Origin of the sequence: Mesorhizobium sp. M1312 (genome assembly GCF_040318115.1) — a bacterium.
In the GTDB taxonomy this organism is placed as follows: Bacteria; Pseudomonadota; Alphaproteobacteria; order Rhizobiales; family Rhizobiaceae; genus Mesorhizobium.
Window position 1 is genome coordinate 440,219 of record NZ_JAMYLQ010000001.1, and the last position, 16,567, is coordinate 456,785.

Annotated in this window: 17 protein-coding genes; 8 read left to right on the forward strand and 9 right to left on the reverse strand. The window is 63.4% G+C overall.

Going from position 1 to position 16,567, the window contains the following annotated elements; all coding sequences use genetic code 11:
* Positions 1-94: 94 nt before the first annotated feature.
* The 6 genes from NKH36_RS02115 to NKH36_RS02140 all read right to left on the reverse strand — a co-directional run bounded on the left by NKH36_RS02115 (position 95) and on the right by NKH36_RS02140 (position 4,588).
* Entirely contained in the window at positions 95-1,090 is a 996-nt protein-coding gene (locus NKH36_RS02115) for a proline racemase family protein (protein WP_352958456.1), read from the reverse strand.
* The gene (locus tag NKH36_RS02120) at positions 1,087-1,890 is read right to left on the reverse strand and encodes an isocitrate lyase/PEP mutase family protein (RefSeq protein WP_352959817.1); all 804 of its coding nucleotides are present in this window, start codon (positions 1,888-1,890) and stop codon (positions 1,087-1,089) included. The genes NKH36_RS02115 and NKH36_RS02120 overlap by 4 nt, the downstream gene beginning before the upstream one ends.
* 68 nt (positions 1,891-1,958) lie before the next feature.
* Positions 1,959-2,807 (reverse strand): hypothetical protein, encoded by an 849-nt coding sequence (locus NKH36_RS02125; protein WP_352958615.1) that lies wholly within the window; start codon positions 2,805-2,807, stop codon positions 1,959-1,961.
* 84 nt (positions 2,808-2,891) lie between these two features.
* Entirely contained in the window at positions 2,892-3,548 is a 657-nt protein-coding gene (locus tag NKH36_RS02130; RefSeq protein ID WP_352958614.1) for an HAD family hydrolase, read from the reverse strand.
* Positions 3,548-4,033: a dUTP diphosphatase gene (dut, locus tag NKH36_RS02135; protein ID WP_258120698.1), complete on the reverse strand. Its 486-nt coding sequence runs from the start codon at positions 4,031-4,033 to the stop codon at positions 3,548-3,550. Before dut ends, NKH36_RS02130 begins: the two co-directional genes overlap by 1 nt.
* 84 nt (positions 4,034-4,117) lie before the next feature.
* Positions 4,118-4,588: an Lrp/AsnC family transcriptional regulator gene (locus tag NKH36_RS02140; RefSeq protein WP_352958613.1), complete on the reverse strand. Its 471-nt coding sequence runs from the start codon at positions 4,586-4,588 to the stop codon at positions 4,118-4,120.
* A gap of 116 nt (positions 4,589-4,704) precedes the next feature.
* Between NKH36_RS02140 and NKH36_RS02145 the strand changes: the two genes are divergently transcribed.
* Together NKH36_RS02145 and NKH36_RS02150 are read left to right on the forward strand one after the other, a co-directional pair.
* Positions 4,705-4,920 carry a DUF6356 family protein gene (locus tag NKH36_RS02145; protein ID WP_095483023.1) on the forward strand — a complete coding sequence of 72 codons (216 nt, stop codon included), beginning with the start codon at positions 4,705-4,707 and terminating at the stop codon, positions 4,918-4,920.
* Between the two features lie 221 nt (positions 4,921-5,141).
* Positions 5,142-6,515: an amidase gene (locus NKH36_RS02150; protein ID WP_352958611.1), complete on the forward strand. Its 1,374-nt coding sequence runs from the start codon at positions 5,142-5,144 to the stop codon at positions 6,513-6,515.
* Here the strand turns inward: NKH36_RS02150 and NKH36_RS02155 are convergent.
* Complete coding sequence (locus NKH36_RS02155) at positions 6,509-7,585, reverse strand: NAD(P)/FAD-dependent oxidoreductase (RefSeq protein ID WP_352959818.1); 1,077 nt, start codon at positions 7,583-7,585, stop codon at positions 6,509-6,511. The two genes, NKH36_RS02150 and NKH36_RS02155, sit on opposite strands and share 7 nt — an antisense overlap.
* Before the next feature lie 120 nt (positions 7,586-7,705).
* Here NKH36_RS02155 and NKH36_RS02160 point away from each other — a divergent pair, with 120 nt between their 5' ends.
* Complete coding sequence (locus NKH36_RS02160; protein ID WP_502911942.1) at positions 7,706-9,313, forward strand: peptide chain release factor 3; 1,608 nt, start codon at positions 7,706-7,708, stop codon at positions 9,311-9,313.
* Between the two features lie 169 nt (positions 9,314-9,482).
* On the opposite strand, the gene NKH36_RS02165 is transcribed toward NKH36_RS02160, so the two are convergent.
* A complete protein-coding gene (locus NKH36_RS02165) occupies positions 9,483-9,956 on the reverse strand; it encodes a VOC family protein (RefSeq protein WP_077376998.1) in 474 nt (157 codons plus the stop codon).
* Positions 9,957-10,208: 252 nt separating this feature from the next.
* On the opposite strand from NKH36_RS02165, the gene ilvD reads away from it, so the two are divergent.
* The 4 genes from ilvD (at position 10,209) to NKH36_RS02185 (ending at position 14,836) form a co-directional block, all read left to right on the forward strand.
* Positions 10,209-12,053, forward strand: coding sequence for a dihydroxy-acid dehydratase (gene ilvD, locus NKH36_RS02170; RefSeq protein WP_352958605.1), 1,845 nt, complete (start codon positions 10,209-10,211; stop codon positions 12,051-12,053).
* A gap of 28 nt (positions 12,054-12,081) precedes the next feature.
* Positions 12,082-13,368, forward strand: a complete 1,287-nt coding sequence (locus NKH36_RS02175; protein WP_352958603.1) for an amidohydrolase family protein — start codon at positions 12,082-12,084, stop codon at positions 13,366-13,368.
* 119 nt (positions 13,369-13,487) lie between these two features.
* Positions 13,488-13,742, forward strand: a complete 255-nt coding sequence (locus NKH36_RS02180; RefSeq protein ID WP_352958601.1) for a hypothetical protein — start codon at positions 13,488-13,490, stop codon at positions 13,740-13,742.
* A gap of 173 nt (positions 13,743-13,915) precedes the next feature.
* Positions 13,916-14,836 carry a DMT family transporter gene (locus NKH36_RS02185; RefSeq protein ID WP_352958600.1) on the forward strand — a complete coding sequence of 307 codons (921 nt, stop codon included), beginning with the start codon at positions 13,916-13,918 and terminating at the stop codon, positions 14,834-14,836.
* Positions 14,837-14,878: 42 nt separating this feature from the next.
* Here NKH36_RS02185 and NKH36_RS02190 read toward each other — a convergent pair whose 3' ends face one another.
* A complete protein-coding gene (locus NKH36_RS02190) occupies positions 14,879-15,775 on the reverse strand; it encodes a phosphotransferase (protein ID WP_352958599.1) in 897 nt (298 codons plus the stop codon).
* A 158-nt stretch (positions 15,776-15,933) separates the two neighbouring features.
* Between NKH36_RS02190 and NKH36_RS02195 the strand changes: the two genes are divergently transcribed.
* Positions 15,934-16,566, forward strand: a complete 633-nt coding sequence (locus NKH36_RS02195) for a class I SAM-dependent DNA methyltransferase (RefSeq protein ID WP_352958598.1) — start codon at positions 15,934-15,936, stop codon at positions 16,564-16,566.
* Position 16,567: the final 1 nt, after the last annotated feature.

Consider the following 16,567-nt stretch of genomic DNA (forward strand, 5'->3'; position numbering starts at 1 on the left):
GCTCCGGTACGCACCCAAATGTTACGCTCCGTTCCGGTTCTCGGAACCCACCATTCTCAGCGCGGGCTGACCTGAATCTCAGCACACCCCGGCGCTAGCGTAAAAGAAAACCGCGCCCCAACTCGTCGTCGGGTTCGACGATGAATTCGGCCCGCCCGGAGTAGAAGGCGCGGCCGCCGACACGAGCGATGATGGCGTCATGCGGCCCGGCTTTCGCGGTCCTCACCACGCTGCCGGAAAAGCGCGAGCCGGCGATACTCTCGAACAGCCGCGTCTGGCCGGCGATTTCGCCCTTGGCATGCATTGCCGCCAGCCGCGCGGTGACGCCCGAGCCGGTCGGCGAACGGTCGACCTGGGCCTCGGCGAAGACGCAGATGCTCTTGGTCGGGCTATCGGAGAATACGTCCTGTCCGTCGGTCAGGATGGTGCCGTAGAGAAAGGCAAGGTCGGCATGGTCGGGATGCGACAGCGGGAACTCGGCCTTCAATTTCCCGGTCAGCGCCGTCGCCGCATCGACGAAATCGCGCACGCGGTTCCTGCCGAATTCCAGCCCGAACTGGCGGCACTCGGCGAGCGCATAGAAGGCGCCGCCATAGGCGATGTCGAAGCCGATCGCACCGTAACCCGGCAATTCGATCTGTTGGTCGCGGGCGAACAGAAAGGCCGGCACGCTTTCGAACGACACAGCACCTGCCTTGCCGTCTTGCACCTCGACTGAGGCGACGACCAGCCCGCATGGCGCTTCGATATTGACTGTCGTCACCGGCTCCTGCCGCGCCACCAGCCCCTCGTCGACGGCATAGCGGCCGAGCGCGACGATGGCGTGGCCGCACATCGTCGAATAGCCCTCATTGTGCATGAACAGCACGGCGAGGTCGGCACCGGGCAGGTCGGGTTCAACCAGCAGCGCGCCATACATGTCGTAGTGGCCGCGCGGCTCGAACATCAGGATCTTCCTGAGATGGTCGAGGTGGTCGCGCACATAGGCGCGCTTTCCCAGAATCGTGCCTTTCGGAATCTGCGGATAACCGCCCGTGACGATCCGCAGCGGCTCGCCGCCGGTGTGCATGTCGACGACGGTGAGCATCATGCGTTGGGTTCGGCAAACAACGCCTGCAGCTTGCCGAACGGCATGGCGGTGCGGGTGAAGCCGAAGGTGCCGTCCTGCTGGATCTCGCGCGCCGCCGTCTCCAGCATACCGAAGGCGAAATTGGTCAGCCAGGGACCGAGCGAAATGCGCTTGACCCCTGCCAGGGCAAGATCGGCGATGGTGAAACCGGGCCTCACCATGACGTTGACCGGCTTGGTCAGTGCCGAGCAGACGGTTTGCACCGTCTCGATGTCACTGATGCCCGGCGCGTAGAGCACGTCGGCGCCGGCCTTCTCGAAGGCCTGCAGCCGCTTGATGGTGTCGTCGATGTCGGGCTTGCCCCATAGAAAATTCTCAGCCCGCGCGGTGAAGACGAAATCGTGCTTCAGCGCCCGTGCCGCCTCCGCTGCGGCGGCGACGCGCTCGACGGCATGCGAAAAATCATAAATCGGCTTGTCGGGCTCGCCGGTGTGGTCCTCGATCGAGCAGCCGGCTAGGCCCGCTGCCTCGGCGGCGAAGATGGTTTCGGATGCACTTGTCGCGCTGTCGCCCTTGCCCTTTTCGAGATCGGCCGAGACCGGCAGGCCGGTCGCCGCCGTCACCTCGCGGCAGTGGTGGATCATCGCCTCGAAGGTCACCGCGCCGTCGGGCAGGCCGCGCGAAAAAGCAAAGCCGGCGCTGGTCGTCGCCAGCGCCTTGAAACCGAAGGAAGCCAGCAGTTTCGTCGTGCCGACGTCCCAAGGGTTGGGCATGACGAAGATCGAGCTGTGCAGGTCGCGAAAGATTTTACCCTTGTCCATGGATGCTCCCAGAGTGCGAAGCGCATTTTATCCCGCCACTGCGCGCCGGGCAAACGAATGCAATTGGTTCAGAAGCGATTGGCGTTCTCTCCTGCCAATTTGTCCAGTGCGTCGGACCCCTTGACGTAGGCGGTCCCGATCCAACGGTAGGTGACGGAGATGTCGCGCGAGGAAGCCTCGGGCGCCGGATCGTCGCAGCTCTCGCCATTCGGCACTGTGGCATCGGTCACCGTCGCCTTGATGGCCGCATAGGGCTGGCCGTCCGCAATGGTCTGAAACGCCAATTGCTGCGTGCGCTTGTAGGTGCACAGGGACTCGTCGAACGTATAGATCATGTCGATCAGTTCGAACCTGTCGTCGCGGACCAGGACCAGCGGCGTGCTCACATAGCCCTGGCTCGAATTGAAATGCGTGCTCAGGGTGATGATGGCGTCATCGCTGGGCCCGATCGGCAGCTTGCCCGGATCGCGGAAATAGGTGCTCCAGTCGACGGCGACATTGACAGCGTCGAGCAATCTCGGCTTGCCGGCAAGATCGTAGAGCGCCAGTACCGCAAAACCTTCGGCGCTGTCGGAGGAGCTGCCGAGGTCGAACAGCATGGCCAGCCGATCCTTGCCGTCAGCCTTGATCTGGAGCACGCCAGCATCGGAAAAGCCCGACGTTTCGGGCGGCGGGCCACCACTATCCGGACCCTCGATATGGCGCATCTCGATCGGCATGGAGCCCCGGTAGAAGCCGTCCTTGTCCGCCGCAAGATCGGGAATGACCATCCTGGCGAGGTCGAGATAGGTCGTGTCTTTGTGGCCGGGAACGGCGCTGCCAAGGTCCGGGAAACTGACGCCTTGGGCGCCGGCCGCAGTCCACAGGCACGGCAGCAGCAAACAGGCGAGAATGAAGCGAAGCAGAATGGAATTCATACGCTGGCGCCTTCACTGTCGAGCGTTCGCAAGCTAGCACGGACGACCGGGGCGTACAGTCGGATAACAAGCTCGAATATCAGATCAGTGGATCGGCACCAGCCCGGCAAGTTCGCGCATATCCTCGAACAGGATGCCGCCGGCCTCGGTCAGGCCCTCGCGGTCGGAATGCGGGTCGCCATGGTAGGAATAAACGCGCATGCCGGCGCCAATGCCGGCTAATGTCCCGGCGACGCTGTCCTCGATGACGATGCAGTCGGCCGGCGCGAAGCCCATCGTGCCTGCAGCATGCAGGAACAGGTCGGGAAACGGCTTGCCGCGCGAAACCATGGTCGAGCTGAACAGCGCATGCTCGAACAGCTGCAGCAGCCCGGTCTGGCCGAGCGTGATGTGCATTTTCGAAACCCGTGCCGATGAAGCGACGCAAGTTGCTATGCCGGCAGCGTGCACGGCTTCGATGAACTCCCTGACATAGGGGACGGCTTCGACGCCATGCGCGAACAGGTCCGGCAGGCCGGCGTTCCAGCGATCGACGAAATCGGCGCCGAGGCTGACGCCGGTTGCCTCGACTTCCTTTTGTACCGAGACCATGGAGCGGCCGGAGAAATTCTTGCGGCAATATTCGAAGCTGGCCGGGTAGCCGGCGGTGCTGAGCCAATCGGCGAGGCGTCGATTGGCCAGGTTCTCGGTATCGACCAGAACCCCGTCGCAATCGAAGATGACGAGTTTGGGCATTCTCATCAGGCAGTACCGGTCGATCCGAAGCCGCCCGAGCCGCGCACCGTGCCGCCGGCCAATGTGCGCTCCTCGACCGTCGCCTGCATCACGGACGCAAAGACGATCTGGGCGATCCGCATGCCGCGCGTTACCGCGAAATCCTCGTCGCCGAGATTGATCAGCAGCACCTTGACCTCGCCGCGGTAGTCGCTGTCGATGGTGCCCGGCGTGTTGAGGCAGGTGAGGCCATGCTTGAAGGCGAGGCCCGAGCGCGGCCGGACCTGACCTTCCACGCCCTCCGGAATCTCCAGGATCAGCCCGGTCGGCACCAGCGCGCGTTTTCCCGGCAGGATCAGCAGCGGCCGGTCGTCCGGCACCGCAGCGCGCAGATCCATGCCGGCGGCGCCCGGGCTTTCATAGGCGGGAAGCGGCAGGCCTTCGCCATGCGGCAGTCTGACGAAGCCGACGGCCGGACCGATGACGGAGGAAGTGTAGAGGGCTGCGCGCATGAGGCTGATCCTATCGCTACCAACGCCGATTCGGTCAACTCGGCGGCAATGCTATCAACGGCTTTCTTTCAGCGCAGTTCCACTTCAGCGCAGTTCTACGGGAACGATCGTCGTCTCCTTGATCTCCTCCATGACGAAGGAGGCCGAAACGTCCGACAGCGCCACCTTGGCGATCAGCCGCTGATAGAGCCGGTCATAAGCCTTCACGTCAGCGACGCGGGCACGCAGCACATAATCGAGGTCGCCGGACATGCGGTAGACGCCGGTGATCTCGGGAAAACCGCTCACTGCCGCCCGGAACTTTTGCAGCCAGTCCGGATCGTGATTGGAGGTCCGGACCAGGATGAACACCGAGAGGCCGAGGCCAAGCTTGTCCGCATCGACCAGCGCCACCCGGCCGGTAATGACGCCGTCTTCTTCCAGCCGCTTGACCCGGCGCCAGCAGGCGTTGCGCGACAGCGACACCCTTTCCGACAATTGGTCGACGGACAGTGTACCGTCGCGTTGCAGTTCGGCCAGCAATCTACGGTCGATCTCATCGATTTCCAGAGCCATGTGGGATACTTGTCCCAACGATTGCGGAAATACAAGGATGATTTGGGACCGATCAGCCGGAGATTCGTGTCAATCTCTTCATCATCGGGTCTGCATTCCCGACAGGAGGGACCGACATGACAGCACGGCTTGCAAGACTTTTCACCTCTCATCCGGCTTCGGTGGGCGAAACCTATTTCGGCCACATGGCTTTCGCCGCGTGGTTCTCGTCACGATTGTTCATGGCGGCCTTCGCCGCGCTGATTCACGCTTTCCTGCCGTTCTTGTTCGATTCCACGGCGAGCCGGATCATCCGCGAACTTTATGAGCGGACGCACAACAGGGGACGTTAGAAGCGATGTGCCGGTGAACGGCCTATCTAGGCGAAGCGGTCTTCCCCGGCATGACCGCTCGTCCCTTAAGTGGGTCGCGGCTAAGTTGCCGCTGGTCGCCTAAGGCAGCGCAATCCCGATCAAGCGCCGCTGGACCTCGAATGCTGAACTTGGCTTGAAGCCGCGCCGCAATCTGCCATTTGGTGAGACGAGCGCGGCCAAAATTGCCGGGAGCATTGGTCATGGACCTCGCCTTTTCCTCCACAACAGAATTGGCTGCCGCCATTCGCGACCGCAAGATTTCCGCTGTGGAAGCGCTGGACGCGCATCTGGCTGAGATCGACAGGCACAATGAGACGGTCAACGCAGTCGTCACGCTCGACAGGGAAGGGGCTCGCGCTCGAGCGAAGAAAGCCGACGAAGCCCAGGCTCGCGGCGACGCTCTCGGGCCGCTGCATGGCGTGCCGTTCACGCTGAAGGACACGCACGAAACACTGGGGATGAAGACCACGGTCGGCTTCCCGCCCTTTGCCGATTATGTGGCGAGAAAGGACAGCCCGGTCGTTCTCAGGTTGAAGGCGGCTGGCGGCGTGCTCGTCGGCAAGACAAACGTCGCAACGATGCTGGGCGACTGGCAGTCCAACAATCCGCTGTTCGGCCGCACCAGTAATCCCTGGAATCTCCAGCGCACCGCCGGCGGTTCCAGCGGGGGAGCCGCGGCAGCACTTTGCACGGGCATGACGCCATTCGAACTCGGCACCGACATGCAGGATTCGATCCGCCTGCCTGCAGCCATTTGCGGCGTCTACGGCCTCAAGCCGACCGAGCATCGCGTTTCTCTGGCCGGCGCCTTTCCCGATCCCAATGGTGCGCCGCGCAGTGTGCGGCTGATGTCCTGCATCGGTCCGCTGGCACGCAACGTCGAAGATCTGGCGCTGATCCTGGGGATCATTGCAGGATCGGATGGCAGCGACACCGATCTTGCCCCGGTGCCGGTCGAGGACATGCCGGAGCTTGATCTCAAGACCCTGCGCATCGCTTTCTCGCCGGCCTTTCCGGGTTTCCCGGTGGCCGGCGAGATCAGGGCCGCGGTCGAAAGTTTGGCCGAGCAACTCAAGTCTGCGGGCGCGGCCGTCGAGGAAGCAAGACTGCCGACGCTCGACCTGGATGACGATCTGACGCAAGGCGGTGCGCTGATCGGCATGATGCTGGAGGCTGCGCAGCCGGAGCCGCCAGAAGAACCGATACCGGTCTCGCGCTGGTTCGAGGCGCTCGCCCGCCGCGACCAGTCAATTCTTGCCTGGGACCGCTTTTTCGAAGATTGCGATACCTTGCTTTGCCCCGTCGCTATGACCACGGCCTTTCCGCATTGCGAGCCGGGAACACCGATCAAGGTCGATGACAGGGAGCAGAGCTACTGGCTGCTGCCGGCCTATGGCGCGGTGTTCAACTACAGCGGCCACCCGGCACTGTCGATGCCCTGCGGGCAGGACCGCCACGGCCTGCCCATCGGCCTGCAACTGGTCGGCCGCCGCTGGTCCGAATCGCGGCTGCTCGGCATCGCCAGAGCAATAGCGCCGCTGAGCGGCGGTTTTCGCCGCCCGCCCGGCTATTGAGTAAAACGCGCCAACCCATAGAGCTCAAGCAGCGGATCGCGCGCGTCGTCGAGGATTTCCCGGGCGGCGAACAGGCCGACCGCAGGCGCCAGCGTGATGCCGGAATGCATGACCGCGACATAGAGGCCGCTCACGCCTTCAGCCCGTCCAATGATCGGAAAGCCGTCGATCGGCGTCGGCCGATAGCCGACGGTGTGGAAATCCAGTTCCAGCCCGTCGGCACCGCGCAGCATGCTCTTCATCGCCGCAAACAGCTCGCGAGCGGTGGCTTCGGCATCCATGCCCGGATCGGCGCCGCCGAAATCCGAGCCGGCGATGATGCGGCCCTCAGCAGTCTGGCGCATGTGCAGCCGGTCGCCGATCACCAGGCCGTTGAGCAGCTTTTTGTAAGGGCGCGAGTGGACGATCAGGCCGGGCGGCGTCTCGATCGGCAGTTTTATCCCAGCCGTCGCGGCGATTGCCGGAGATCCGGCGCCCGCCGCGATCACCACCTCGTCGGCGGCGATCCGTCCCATGAATGTATCGACGGCGGTGATCCTGCCGTTGGCCTGCACAAGCGCGGTGACGGCCGCCCCGGCTACGATTCGCGCGCCAAGCCGCTCGGCGTCGGTCAGCAGCGCCTGCGTGGCCGCGACCGGTTCAGCGACGCCCTCCTCCGCGACGTACAGGGCGAAATTGGGAAGCTCGGTCAGGTTTGGCTCGATGCGGGCGGCTCGCGTGCGATCGACGCGCTCGATGCCATAACCCCAGCCGGAGTGCTCGGCAGCATAGGCTTCCAACTCGGCCGGCAGCAGGTCCCAGCACAGGCCGCCGCACCATTTCAACGGAATGCCGGGCACGTCATGCGCAAGCCGCGTCCATTCGGCCATCGAACGGGTGCGCAGCCGGAAATACGCTTCTGGATTGCCCCAGTTGGCATTGATCCAGGCAAAGGAATTCGGCGTGGCGGCGCCGCCGGCGCCGCTGTCGGCAATGACCGTCACCTTCGCGCCGGCCTTCGCCAGATGCCAGGCGATGGACGCGCCGATGATGCCGGCGCCGACGACGATAACTTGCTTGGTTGCGCTCATCGATGGTCCTTTGTCGAATCGGGTCTTCTGATGTCGTTGCGGCAATCCTATCTCAAGACCGGCAACCGCCCAAAATTGTTCGACAGGCTACAAAAGCGCTGCTAGAAGCCCGCGCACCACATGGGATTCCATAAATTGGCTGAAGACATCACGAACGCGGTGGCGCGCCGCCGCACTTTCGCGATCATCGCGCATCCGGACGCCGGCAAGACGACGCTGACCGAAAAGCTGCTTTTGTTCGGCGGCGCCATCCAGCTTGCCGGCGAGGTTAAGGCCAAGAAGGATCGCATCCAGACCCGGTCGGACTGGATGAAGATCGAGCGCGAGCGCGGCATTTCGGTCGTCACCTCGGTGATGACCTTCGAGCATGAGGACAACGTCTTCAACCTGCTCGACACGCCCGGCCACGAGGATTTCGCCGACGATACCTATCGCACGCTGTCGGCGGTCGACGCGGCGGTCATGGTTATCGACGCCGCCAAGGGTATCGAGCCGCGCACGCTGAAGCTGTTCGAGGTCTGCCGGCTGCGCGACATTCCGATCATCACTTTCGTCAACAAGATGGACCGCGAAAGCCGCGACCCGTTCGAGATCCTCGACGAGATCGAGCAGAAGCTGGCGCTGGACACCGCGCCGATCACTTGGCCGATCGGCCGCGGCAAGACCTTTTCCGGCACCTACCACCTGGCGCTGAACGCCGTGCGAAAGGGCGACGCGGAGAAGGAACGCACGCCGGTCAATGGTCCCGATTCCAACCGCGTTGCCGGCCTGTTGCCGGAGAACGAGCGCGAAGCCTTCATCGAGGAGCTGGAGCTGGCGCGCGAGGCCTGCCGTCCGCTCGACGTCGACTCGTTTCGTGAGGGTCATCTGACGCCGGTCTATTTCGGTTCGGCGCTGCGCAATTACGGCGTCCGAGACCTGATCGAGGCGCTTGGCGCCTACGGGCCGCCGCCGCGCGCGCAAGAAGCCGACACCCGCAAGGTCGAGGCGACCGAGGACAAGATGACCTCCTTCGTCTTCAAGATCCAGGCCAATATGGACCCCAACCACCGCGATCGCATCGCCTTCGTCCGCGTCTGCTCGGGCAAGCTCGAGCGCGGCATGAAGGCCAAGCTGGTGCGCACGGGAAAACCGATGAGCCTGTCGGCGCCGCAATTCTTCTTCGCCCGCACCCGCGTCACCGCCGACGAGGCCTTTGCCGGCGATGTCGTCGGCATCCCCAATCATGGCACGCTGCGCATCGGCGACACGCTGACCGAGGGCGAGGAGATCCTGTTCCGCGGCGTGCCGAACTTCGCCCCGGAAATCCTGCGCCGCGTCCGTCTCGGCGACGCGATGAAGGCCAAGAAGCTGAAGGAAGCGCTGCACCAGATGGCCGAGGAAGGCGTCGTGCAACTGTTCTCGCCGGAGGACGGTTCACCGGCAATCGTCGGTGTCGTTGGTGCGCTGCAGCTCGACGTGCTGAAAGAGCGGCTGAACTTCGAATACACGCTGCCCGTCGATTTCGAGGTGTCGCGGTTTTCCGTTTGCCGCTGGATATCGGCTGACGACAAGGCCGAGATGCATCGCTTCATCGAGGCGCATCGCGGCGACATTGCCCGCGACCTCGACCACGATCCGGTGTTCCTGGCCCAGCACGCCTTTTCGCTCAACTACGAGGCCGAGCGCTGGAAGGCGATCCGCTTCGCCGCGATCAAGGATTACCAGGTCCGCGACAAGGCTGCTTGAGCACTCTTCACCTTCCCCCTTGTGGGAGAAGGTGTCGCCGAAGGCGACGGATGAGGGGTGTTCCAGGGAACACCGACGCCTCATTCTGTCCAACACCCCTCAACCGTCTCGGCGCTGCGCGCCGATCCACCTTCTCCCACAAGGGGGGAGAAGGAGAAGATCGGCTCCCTCAGCCCCTGGCTGCCTCTTCGATCTTGGCGATGTCGATCTTGGTCATCTGCATCATCGCCTGCATCACACGGCCGGCCTTTTCGGTGTCGGGGTCCTGCAGCAGCCTCGGCAATTGCTCCGGCACGACCTGCCACGAGACGCCGAATTTGTCCTTCAGCCAGCTGCACTGGCTGGGCTCGCCACCGCCCTCGATGAGCCTGTCCCAGAAATAGTCGACCTCCTCCTGCGTCTTGCAGTCGATAGAGAGCGAGACTGCCTCGGTGAACTTGAATTGCGGCCCGCCGTTGAGCGCCTGGAACTGCACGCCGTCGAGTTCGAAGTAGGTCACCAGCACCTTGCCCTCATTATCGCCGCTGCCCTTGGGCCAGCGCATCACGCTCAGCACCTTCGAGTTCTTGAAGATGGAGATGTAGTGGTTCATGGCCTCCTCGGCCTGGTCGTCGAACCACAGGCAGGGGGTGATCTTTTGCATGTCTTGCTCCTCGGGCTGTTTCGGTTGCTATCACGGTGAAAACGGCCTGACTTGGTGTTGGTTTGATTTGCCCTGCCGTTTGCCCAAGGACGGCTGCGCAGCACGCAATCCGACAGGGGCATCGAAATTTTCGAAAGAATCTGGCGCACTGCAAAATTGTGGCCAGACCAGGCTTCGGCGTCTATAACGCCTGCGGTCCGAATTCAGCGCTGCCACGCTCCCATCGAGCGGCCAGCCAGCCAAGGAAAATTTATGCCCGCCTATCGCTCCCGCACCACCACCCATGGCCGCAACATGGCCGGCGCCCGCGGCCTGTGGCGCGCCACCGGTATGAAGGATTCCGATTTCGGCAAACCGATCATCGCGGTGGTCAATTCCTTCACCCAGTTCGTGCCGGGCCATGTCCATCTCAAGGATCTCGGCCAGCTGGTCGCCCGCGAGATCGAAAAGGCCGGCGGCGTCGCCAAGGAATTCAACACCATCGCTGTCGACGACGGCATCGCCATGGGTCATGACGGCATGCTCTATTCGCTGCCGTCGCGCGAGCTGATCGCCGACTCGGTCGAATACATGGTCAATGCCCACTGCGCCGACGCCATGGTCTGCATCTCCAATTGCGACAAGATCACGCCAGGCATGCTGATGGCGTCGCTGCGCCTCAACATCCCGACGGTCTTCGTCTCCGGCGGGCCGATGGAAGCCGGCAAGGTGGTGCTCGCCGGTAAGACGCAGGCGCTCGATCTGGTCGACGCCATGGTCGCTGCCGCCGACGACAAGATCTCCGATGAGGACGTCAAGACCATCGAGCGCTCGGCCTGCCCGACCTGCGGCTCCTGCTCAGGCATGTTCACCGCCAACTCGATGAACTGCCTGACCGAGGCGCTCGGCCTTTCGCTGCCCGGCAACGGCTCGACCCTGGCCACCCACGCCGACCGCAAGCGGCTGTTCGTCGAGGCCGGCCATCTGATCGTCGATCTTGCCCAGCGCTACTACGAGCAGGACGACGACACCGCGCTGCCGCGCAGCATCGCCTCGAAGGGCGCCTTCGAGAACGCCATGACGCTCGATATCGCCATGGGCGGCTCGACCAACACCGTGCTGCACATCCTGGCTGCCGCGCATGAAGGCCAGATCGATTTTGATCAGGACGACATTGACGCACTGTCACGCAAGGTGCCGGTGCTATGCAAGGTTGCCCCCGCCAAGGCGGATGTGCACATGGAAGACGTTCACCGCGCCGGTGGCATCATGGCGATCCTCGGGCAGCTCGATAACGCCGGACTGATCAACCGCGACCTGCCGACCGTACATACGCGGACGCTCGGCGAAGCGCTCGACCATTGGGATATCTCGCGCACGTCAAGCCAGAATGTCCGCGACTTCTTTCTGGCGGCCCCGGGCGGCGTGCCGACGCAGGTCGCCTTCAGCCAGGACCGCCGCTGGGACGAACTCGATCTCGATCGGGAGAAGGGTGTCATCCGCTCGGCCGAATATCCTTTTTCCAAGGATGGTGGCCTTGGCGTACTGAAAGGCAACCTTGCGCTCGACGGCTGCATCGTGAAGACCGCGGGCGTCGATGAATCGATCCTGAGATTCACCGGCCCGGCCAGGGTGTTCGAAAGCCAGGACGCCAGCGTCAAGGCGATCCTGTCCAACGAGATCAAGGCCGGCGATGTCGTCGTTATCCGCTACGAAGGGCCGCGCGGCGGCCCCGGCATGCAGGAAATGCTCTACCCGACCAGCTATTTGAAATCGAAGGGCCTCGGCAAAGCGTGCGCGCTGGTCACCGACGGCCGCTTCTCCGGCGGCACCTCAGGCCTGTCGATCGGCCATGCCTCTCCCGAGGCGGCGGAAGGCGGGCTGATCGGGCTGGTGCATGAGGGCGACACGATCGAGATCGATATCCCCAACCGCACCATCCGGCTTGCTGTCGACGATGCCGAACTGGCTGCCCGCCGCGTCGCGATGGAGGCCAAGGGAGCTGCCGCCTGGAAGCCAGAGGAAAAGCGCAAGCGCAAGGTGACGATGGCCTTGCGCGCCTATGCGTCCATGGCGACCAGTGCTGCCAAGGGTGCGGTAAGGTATGTGCCGGAGTAGGTCTGCTTCTTCAAAGGGATGACGACAGATGACTTTCGATCTTATCGTCCGCGGCGGCATGCTGCCCGACGGCACGATCGCCGATATCGGCATCATCGGCGAGACGATCGCAGCCATCGAGCCGGAGCTGAGCGTTACCGCAGGCACGGCGATCGACGCCCACGGCAATCTGATCTCGCCGCCTTTCGTCGATCCGCATTTTCACATGGACGCCACGCTTTCCTTGGGCATCCCGCGCATCAACGCGTCGGGCACGCTGCTGGAAGGCATTTCGCTGTGGGGCGAGTTGAAGCCGCTGCTGACGCATGAAGCGGTGCGCGACCGCGCCCTTGCCTATTGCGATTGGGCGGTATCGATGGGCTTGCTCGCCATCCGCACCCATGTCGATGTCTGCGATACCAGGCTGCTGGCGGTCGAAGCCCTGCTCGATGTGAAGAAGACGGTCGCGCCCTATATCGACCTGCAACTGGTCGCCTTCCCGCAGGATGGATTTTATCGCTCGCCGACGGCGCGCGATAACACCATCCGCGCGCTCGACATGGGTGTCGACATCGTCGGCGGCATTCCGCATTTTGAGCGCACCATGGCCGACGGCACGCGTTCGGTGACGGAATTGTGCGAAATCGCGGCAAAGCGCGGCCTCATGGTCGACCTGCATTGCGACGAGACAGATGATCCGCTGTCGCGCCATATCGAACAACTGGCCTATGAGACGCAGCGCCTCGGCCTGCAGGGCAGGGTCGCCGGCTCACATCTTACTTCGATGCACTCGATGGACAATTACTATGTCTCGAAGCTGTTGCCGCTGATCGCCGAGGCTGGCGTCTCGGCGATCCCCAATCCGCTGATCAACATCATGTTGCAGGGCCGCCACGACACATTCCCCAAACGCCGCGGCCTGACGCGGGTCAAGGAAATGCTTGCCCACGGCATCCGCGTCGGCTGGGGCCAGGATTGCGTGCTCGACCCCTGGTATTCGCTGGGCACCGCCGACATGCTCGACGTCGCCTTCATGGGCCTTCACGTCGCCCAGATGTCGAGCCCGGCCGACATGGCGCGCTGTTTTGACATGGTCACCAACGTCAACGCCGCCATCATGGGCCTCGACCATCTCGGCCTGGCGGTCGGCAAGCGCGCCAGCCTCGTCGTCCTCGATGCCGGCGATCCGGTCGAAGCTTTGCGTCTGCGTCCCGAGCGCCTCTGCGTCATCGCCAGGGGCAAGGTGGTGGCCGAGCGGGCCAGGCAGGAAACCCGGCTTTCGATCGCGGGACGGCCGGGAACAGTGAACCGCAGACATCGTCCGTCCACTTCATGACCAATAATTGGCAGGCCCAATAAGACCTTGGGCCTGCATCAGGCCGCGCGTCGATCAGATTGATAGGTCCTGATCTTAAGTTTACAGTCAGTCTCCACTTTTAGGTCGAGGAGGACACGATGTGGCACAAGACGGCGGTGGTGGTCGCGTTGGCGGCAACCTGTGCAGGCTGCATGACGGCCGAAGATCGTCGTGCCGCGGACGAGGCGAAATGCCGTTCCTACGGCTTTGTCAGGAAGAATGATGCCTTTGCCGAATGTCTGCAGCGCATCGATCTCGCGCGGCGCGCGGAGCTCAGAAGTGCGTCGGCTTTCGATCCTTGGGACCGGCCGGTGATCTACCGTCCGGTCATCATTCGGCCACGGCCAAAGTAGGGGCAACCCCTAGCTTAGCCGCAGAGCGGCCATTCAAGCTGCGATCTGCGCCATAGGCCCAGCCGATTTCCGGCTCTGGTCTGGCCGGGTTCCCGATTTCCGCTCGTCAAAGCGGCTGCTTGCGTCTACGACGCTGCTCACCGAGCTTTCATGCGGGAGGAAGCGACATCGGCATGGCAGAGCCAACAGCCCAGAATTCGACGATCAGGAACGTGCTTTTGGCTGGCATTCTGCTGATGCTGGCCGGCGATTTCCTGTTTGCGTTGAACGATGCGATGGGCAAATGGCTGGTCGCCAGCTTTTCCGTCGGCCAAGTCATCCTGATCCGTTCCATTGGCGCCTTTTTCGTGCTCGGTCCGATGATCGCGCGTCAAGGCACGGCCAAGCTGTTCCGCATGGAGCGCCTGGAACTGCAGGTCTTGCGCGTCGTCATGACGACGCTCGATACGGCGCTGTTCTACGCCGCCGTCGTCTATCTGCCACTCGCCGACGTCATGAGCTTCTATATGGCGGGGCCGATCTACGTGGCGGCGCTGTCCCACCTGTTGCTCGGTGAAAAGGTCGGCTGGCGCCGCTGGATGGCGATCCTGGTCGGCTTCTGCGGCGTGCTGATCATGCTCAAACCGTCCTCGGCCGCGTTCTCGCTGTCGTCGACCTTCGCGCTGGCCGGAAGCATTTCATTCGCCTTCGCCATCATCCTCAACCGGCGGCTGCGTGGCACCAGCGACACCTCGCTCGTTACCTGGCAAACCATCGGCACGCTGCTGGTCGGCGGGTTTCTGACCATCGGCAACTGGCAGACACCGTCCTCGCTCGATTTCGGCGCCATGCTGCTTCTTGGCATCGTCTCCTGCGGCGCGCATCTGATGATCACCAGGGCGCTGAAGCTGGCGCCGGCTTCGACGCTGGCGCCGCTGCATTATAGCCTGTTGCTGTGGGCCGTCATCTTCGGGCTGGCCTTCTTCGGCGACATGCCCGGTCCGCGCATCCTGATCGGCTCAGGCATCATCGTGCTGGCCGGCCTGTTCATCTTCCATCGCCAGAAGGTGGTCGACACTGTGCCGCCCGAAAACGTGCCGAAAGGCGTCAACTAGGGTCCAGATTTCTGGTACCCTAACGTCCAGGTTTTTGGCGCCTTACCCGCGCACTGCCGCCAGATGCCTTGAGAAGTCGGTCGTCTCCATCAGCGCCTTGCAGCGCGCGAAGCGACCGTCGGCATAGGCGCGGAAATCGTCGACCGGATTGCTGTTGGCGAGCTGAATCAGCCCCCACAGGGTCCACAAGAGATCGCACATCGCCTTGTAGATGGCGACGCGGCCGCGCTCCGCCGGCGTTGGCTCGCCACCGAAATAGGCGAGCATCATCTCTTCTTCCTGCGCGATGTCGAATTGTCCTTCGACGCTGAGGTCGCCGAGATCCCAGAGCGGATCATTCATGCCGGAATATTCCCAGTCGACGATCCACATCCTGTCGCCCGTATCGAGGAAGTTTTCGCACAGCGGGTCGCAGTGGCAGGCGACAAGAGGCAGGGGATGCGCGGCAAGAGCCGAGCGCACGGTTTCCGCCTCGCGCACGACATCGTGGTAACCGGCAGGCAGGGCAACGTCCTTGGTCGACAACACCTTCAGATAGTCGTCGATCATCGCGAAAAGCTCGAAGCGGAAGGGAAACACCGCGCCGGATGTATGCAATCTGCGGAAGGCTTTGCCGGCACGCGCCGGACTGCCCGGCCGGGTCTTGAATTTTTCCGGCGACATCGTCTCGGCTCCGACGACGAAACGCGTCACCATCACGCCTGTCTCGTCGACATGCAGCAGCTCGGGGCTGACGCCGGCCTTGGCGGCTTCCCGCGCCGCCACCGCCTCGTTGGCGCGGTTGATATACTCCTCTGTGCCTTTGCCGGGAATCCGCAGGCAGACCTCTCCAGCCCTGAAGACGAGATTGGTGAGGCCGCCAAGCCGCTCCAAGGGTCCCTCGTAGCCGGCCAGCCCCGGAATGGCTGCAAGCGCCGCGCGTGCTTCCTCGTCCACCATCGCTTCCGCCCTCTTTGCGTCTTTATTTGTGGCGACGACGGTTCCACAAATTTCGCCGTTTGGCTATCATTGGCGGCATGCGATTCACTCTAGCGCCGTGCGTTCCTGTTGGACGCGCAAGGACGCTGCTGCACTTTGATTTTGCGGACAGGACTGCGATGGCGGACAGGAAAAATGAAGGCGCGCTCGCCGCGGCCTATGCAGCGAAGCGACCTGAAGAAGTGGCGGCGCTCTACGACCGCTGGTCCGACACCTACGACGCCGACATGTCGGCGGCCGGTTATCGCCATCCGACCATCTGCCTCGCCCTGCTTGCCCGCCACTTGCCGCGCGGCGCGGCACCGCTCCTCGATGCCGGTGCCGGCACCGGGCTGATTGGCGAATGGCTTGCCATCACAGGCTATCCGCAGGTCGAGGCACTCGACATCTCGGCGGGCATGCTGGTCAAGGCGGAGCGCAAGGGCGTCTATTCGGCGCTTCACTGCCTGGCGCTCGGCGGCCCGCTGCCTTTCGCCGATAATGCCTATGCCGGCGTCATATCTGCCGGCGTCTTCACCTCGGGCCATGTCGGCGCAGAGGGGCTGGACGAACTGATCCGCATCTGCCGGCCGGGCGGGATAATCGTGCTGACAGTCAAGAACACGCTGTGGGATGCGGGTTTTGCCGCGCGGATCGCCGACCTCGAGGCGAAGGGCGTGGTCACGCGTGCCGAAGAGACGTCGCCCTATGTCTCCATGCCGGGCGAGGCGGACACCGTGCCCAGCCGCGGCCTCGTTCTGCGCGTGAACTGAT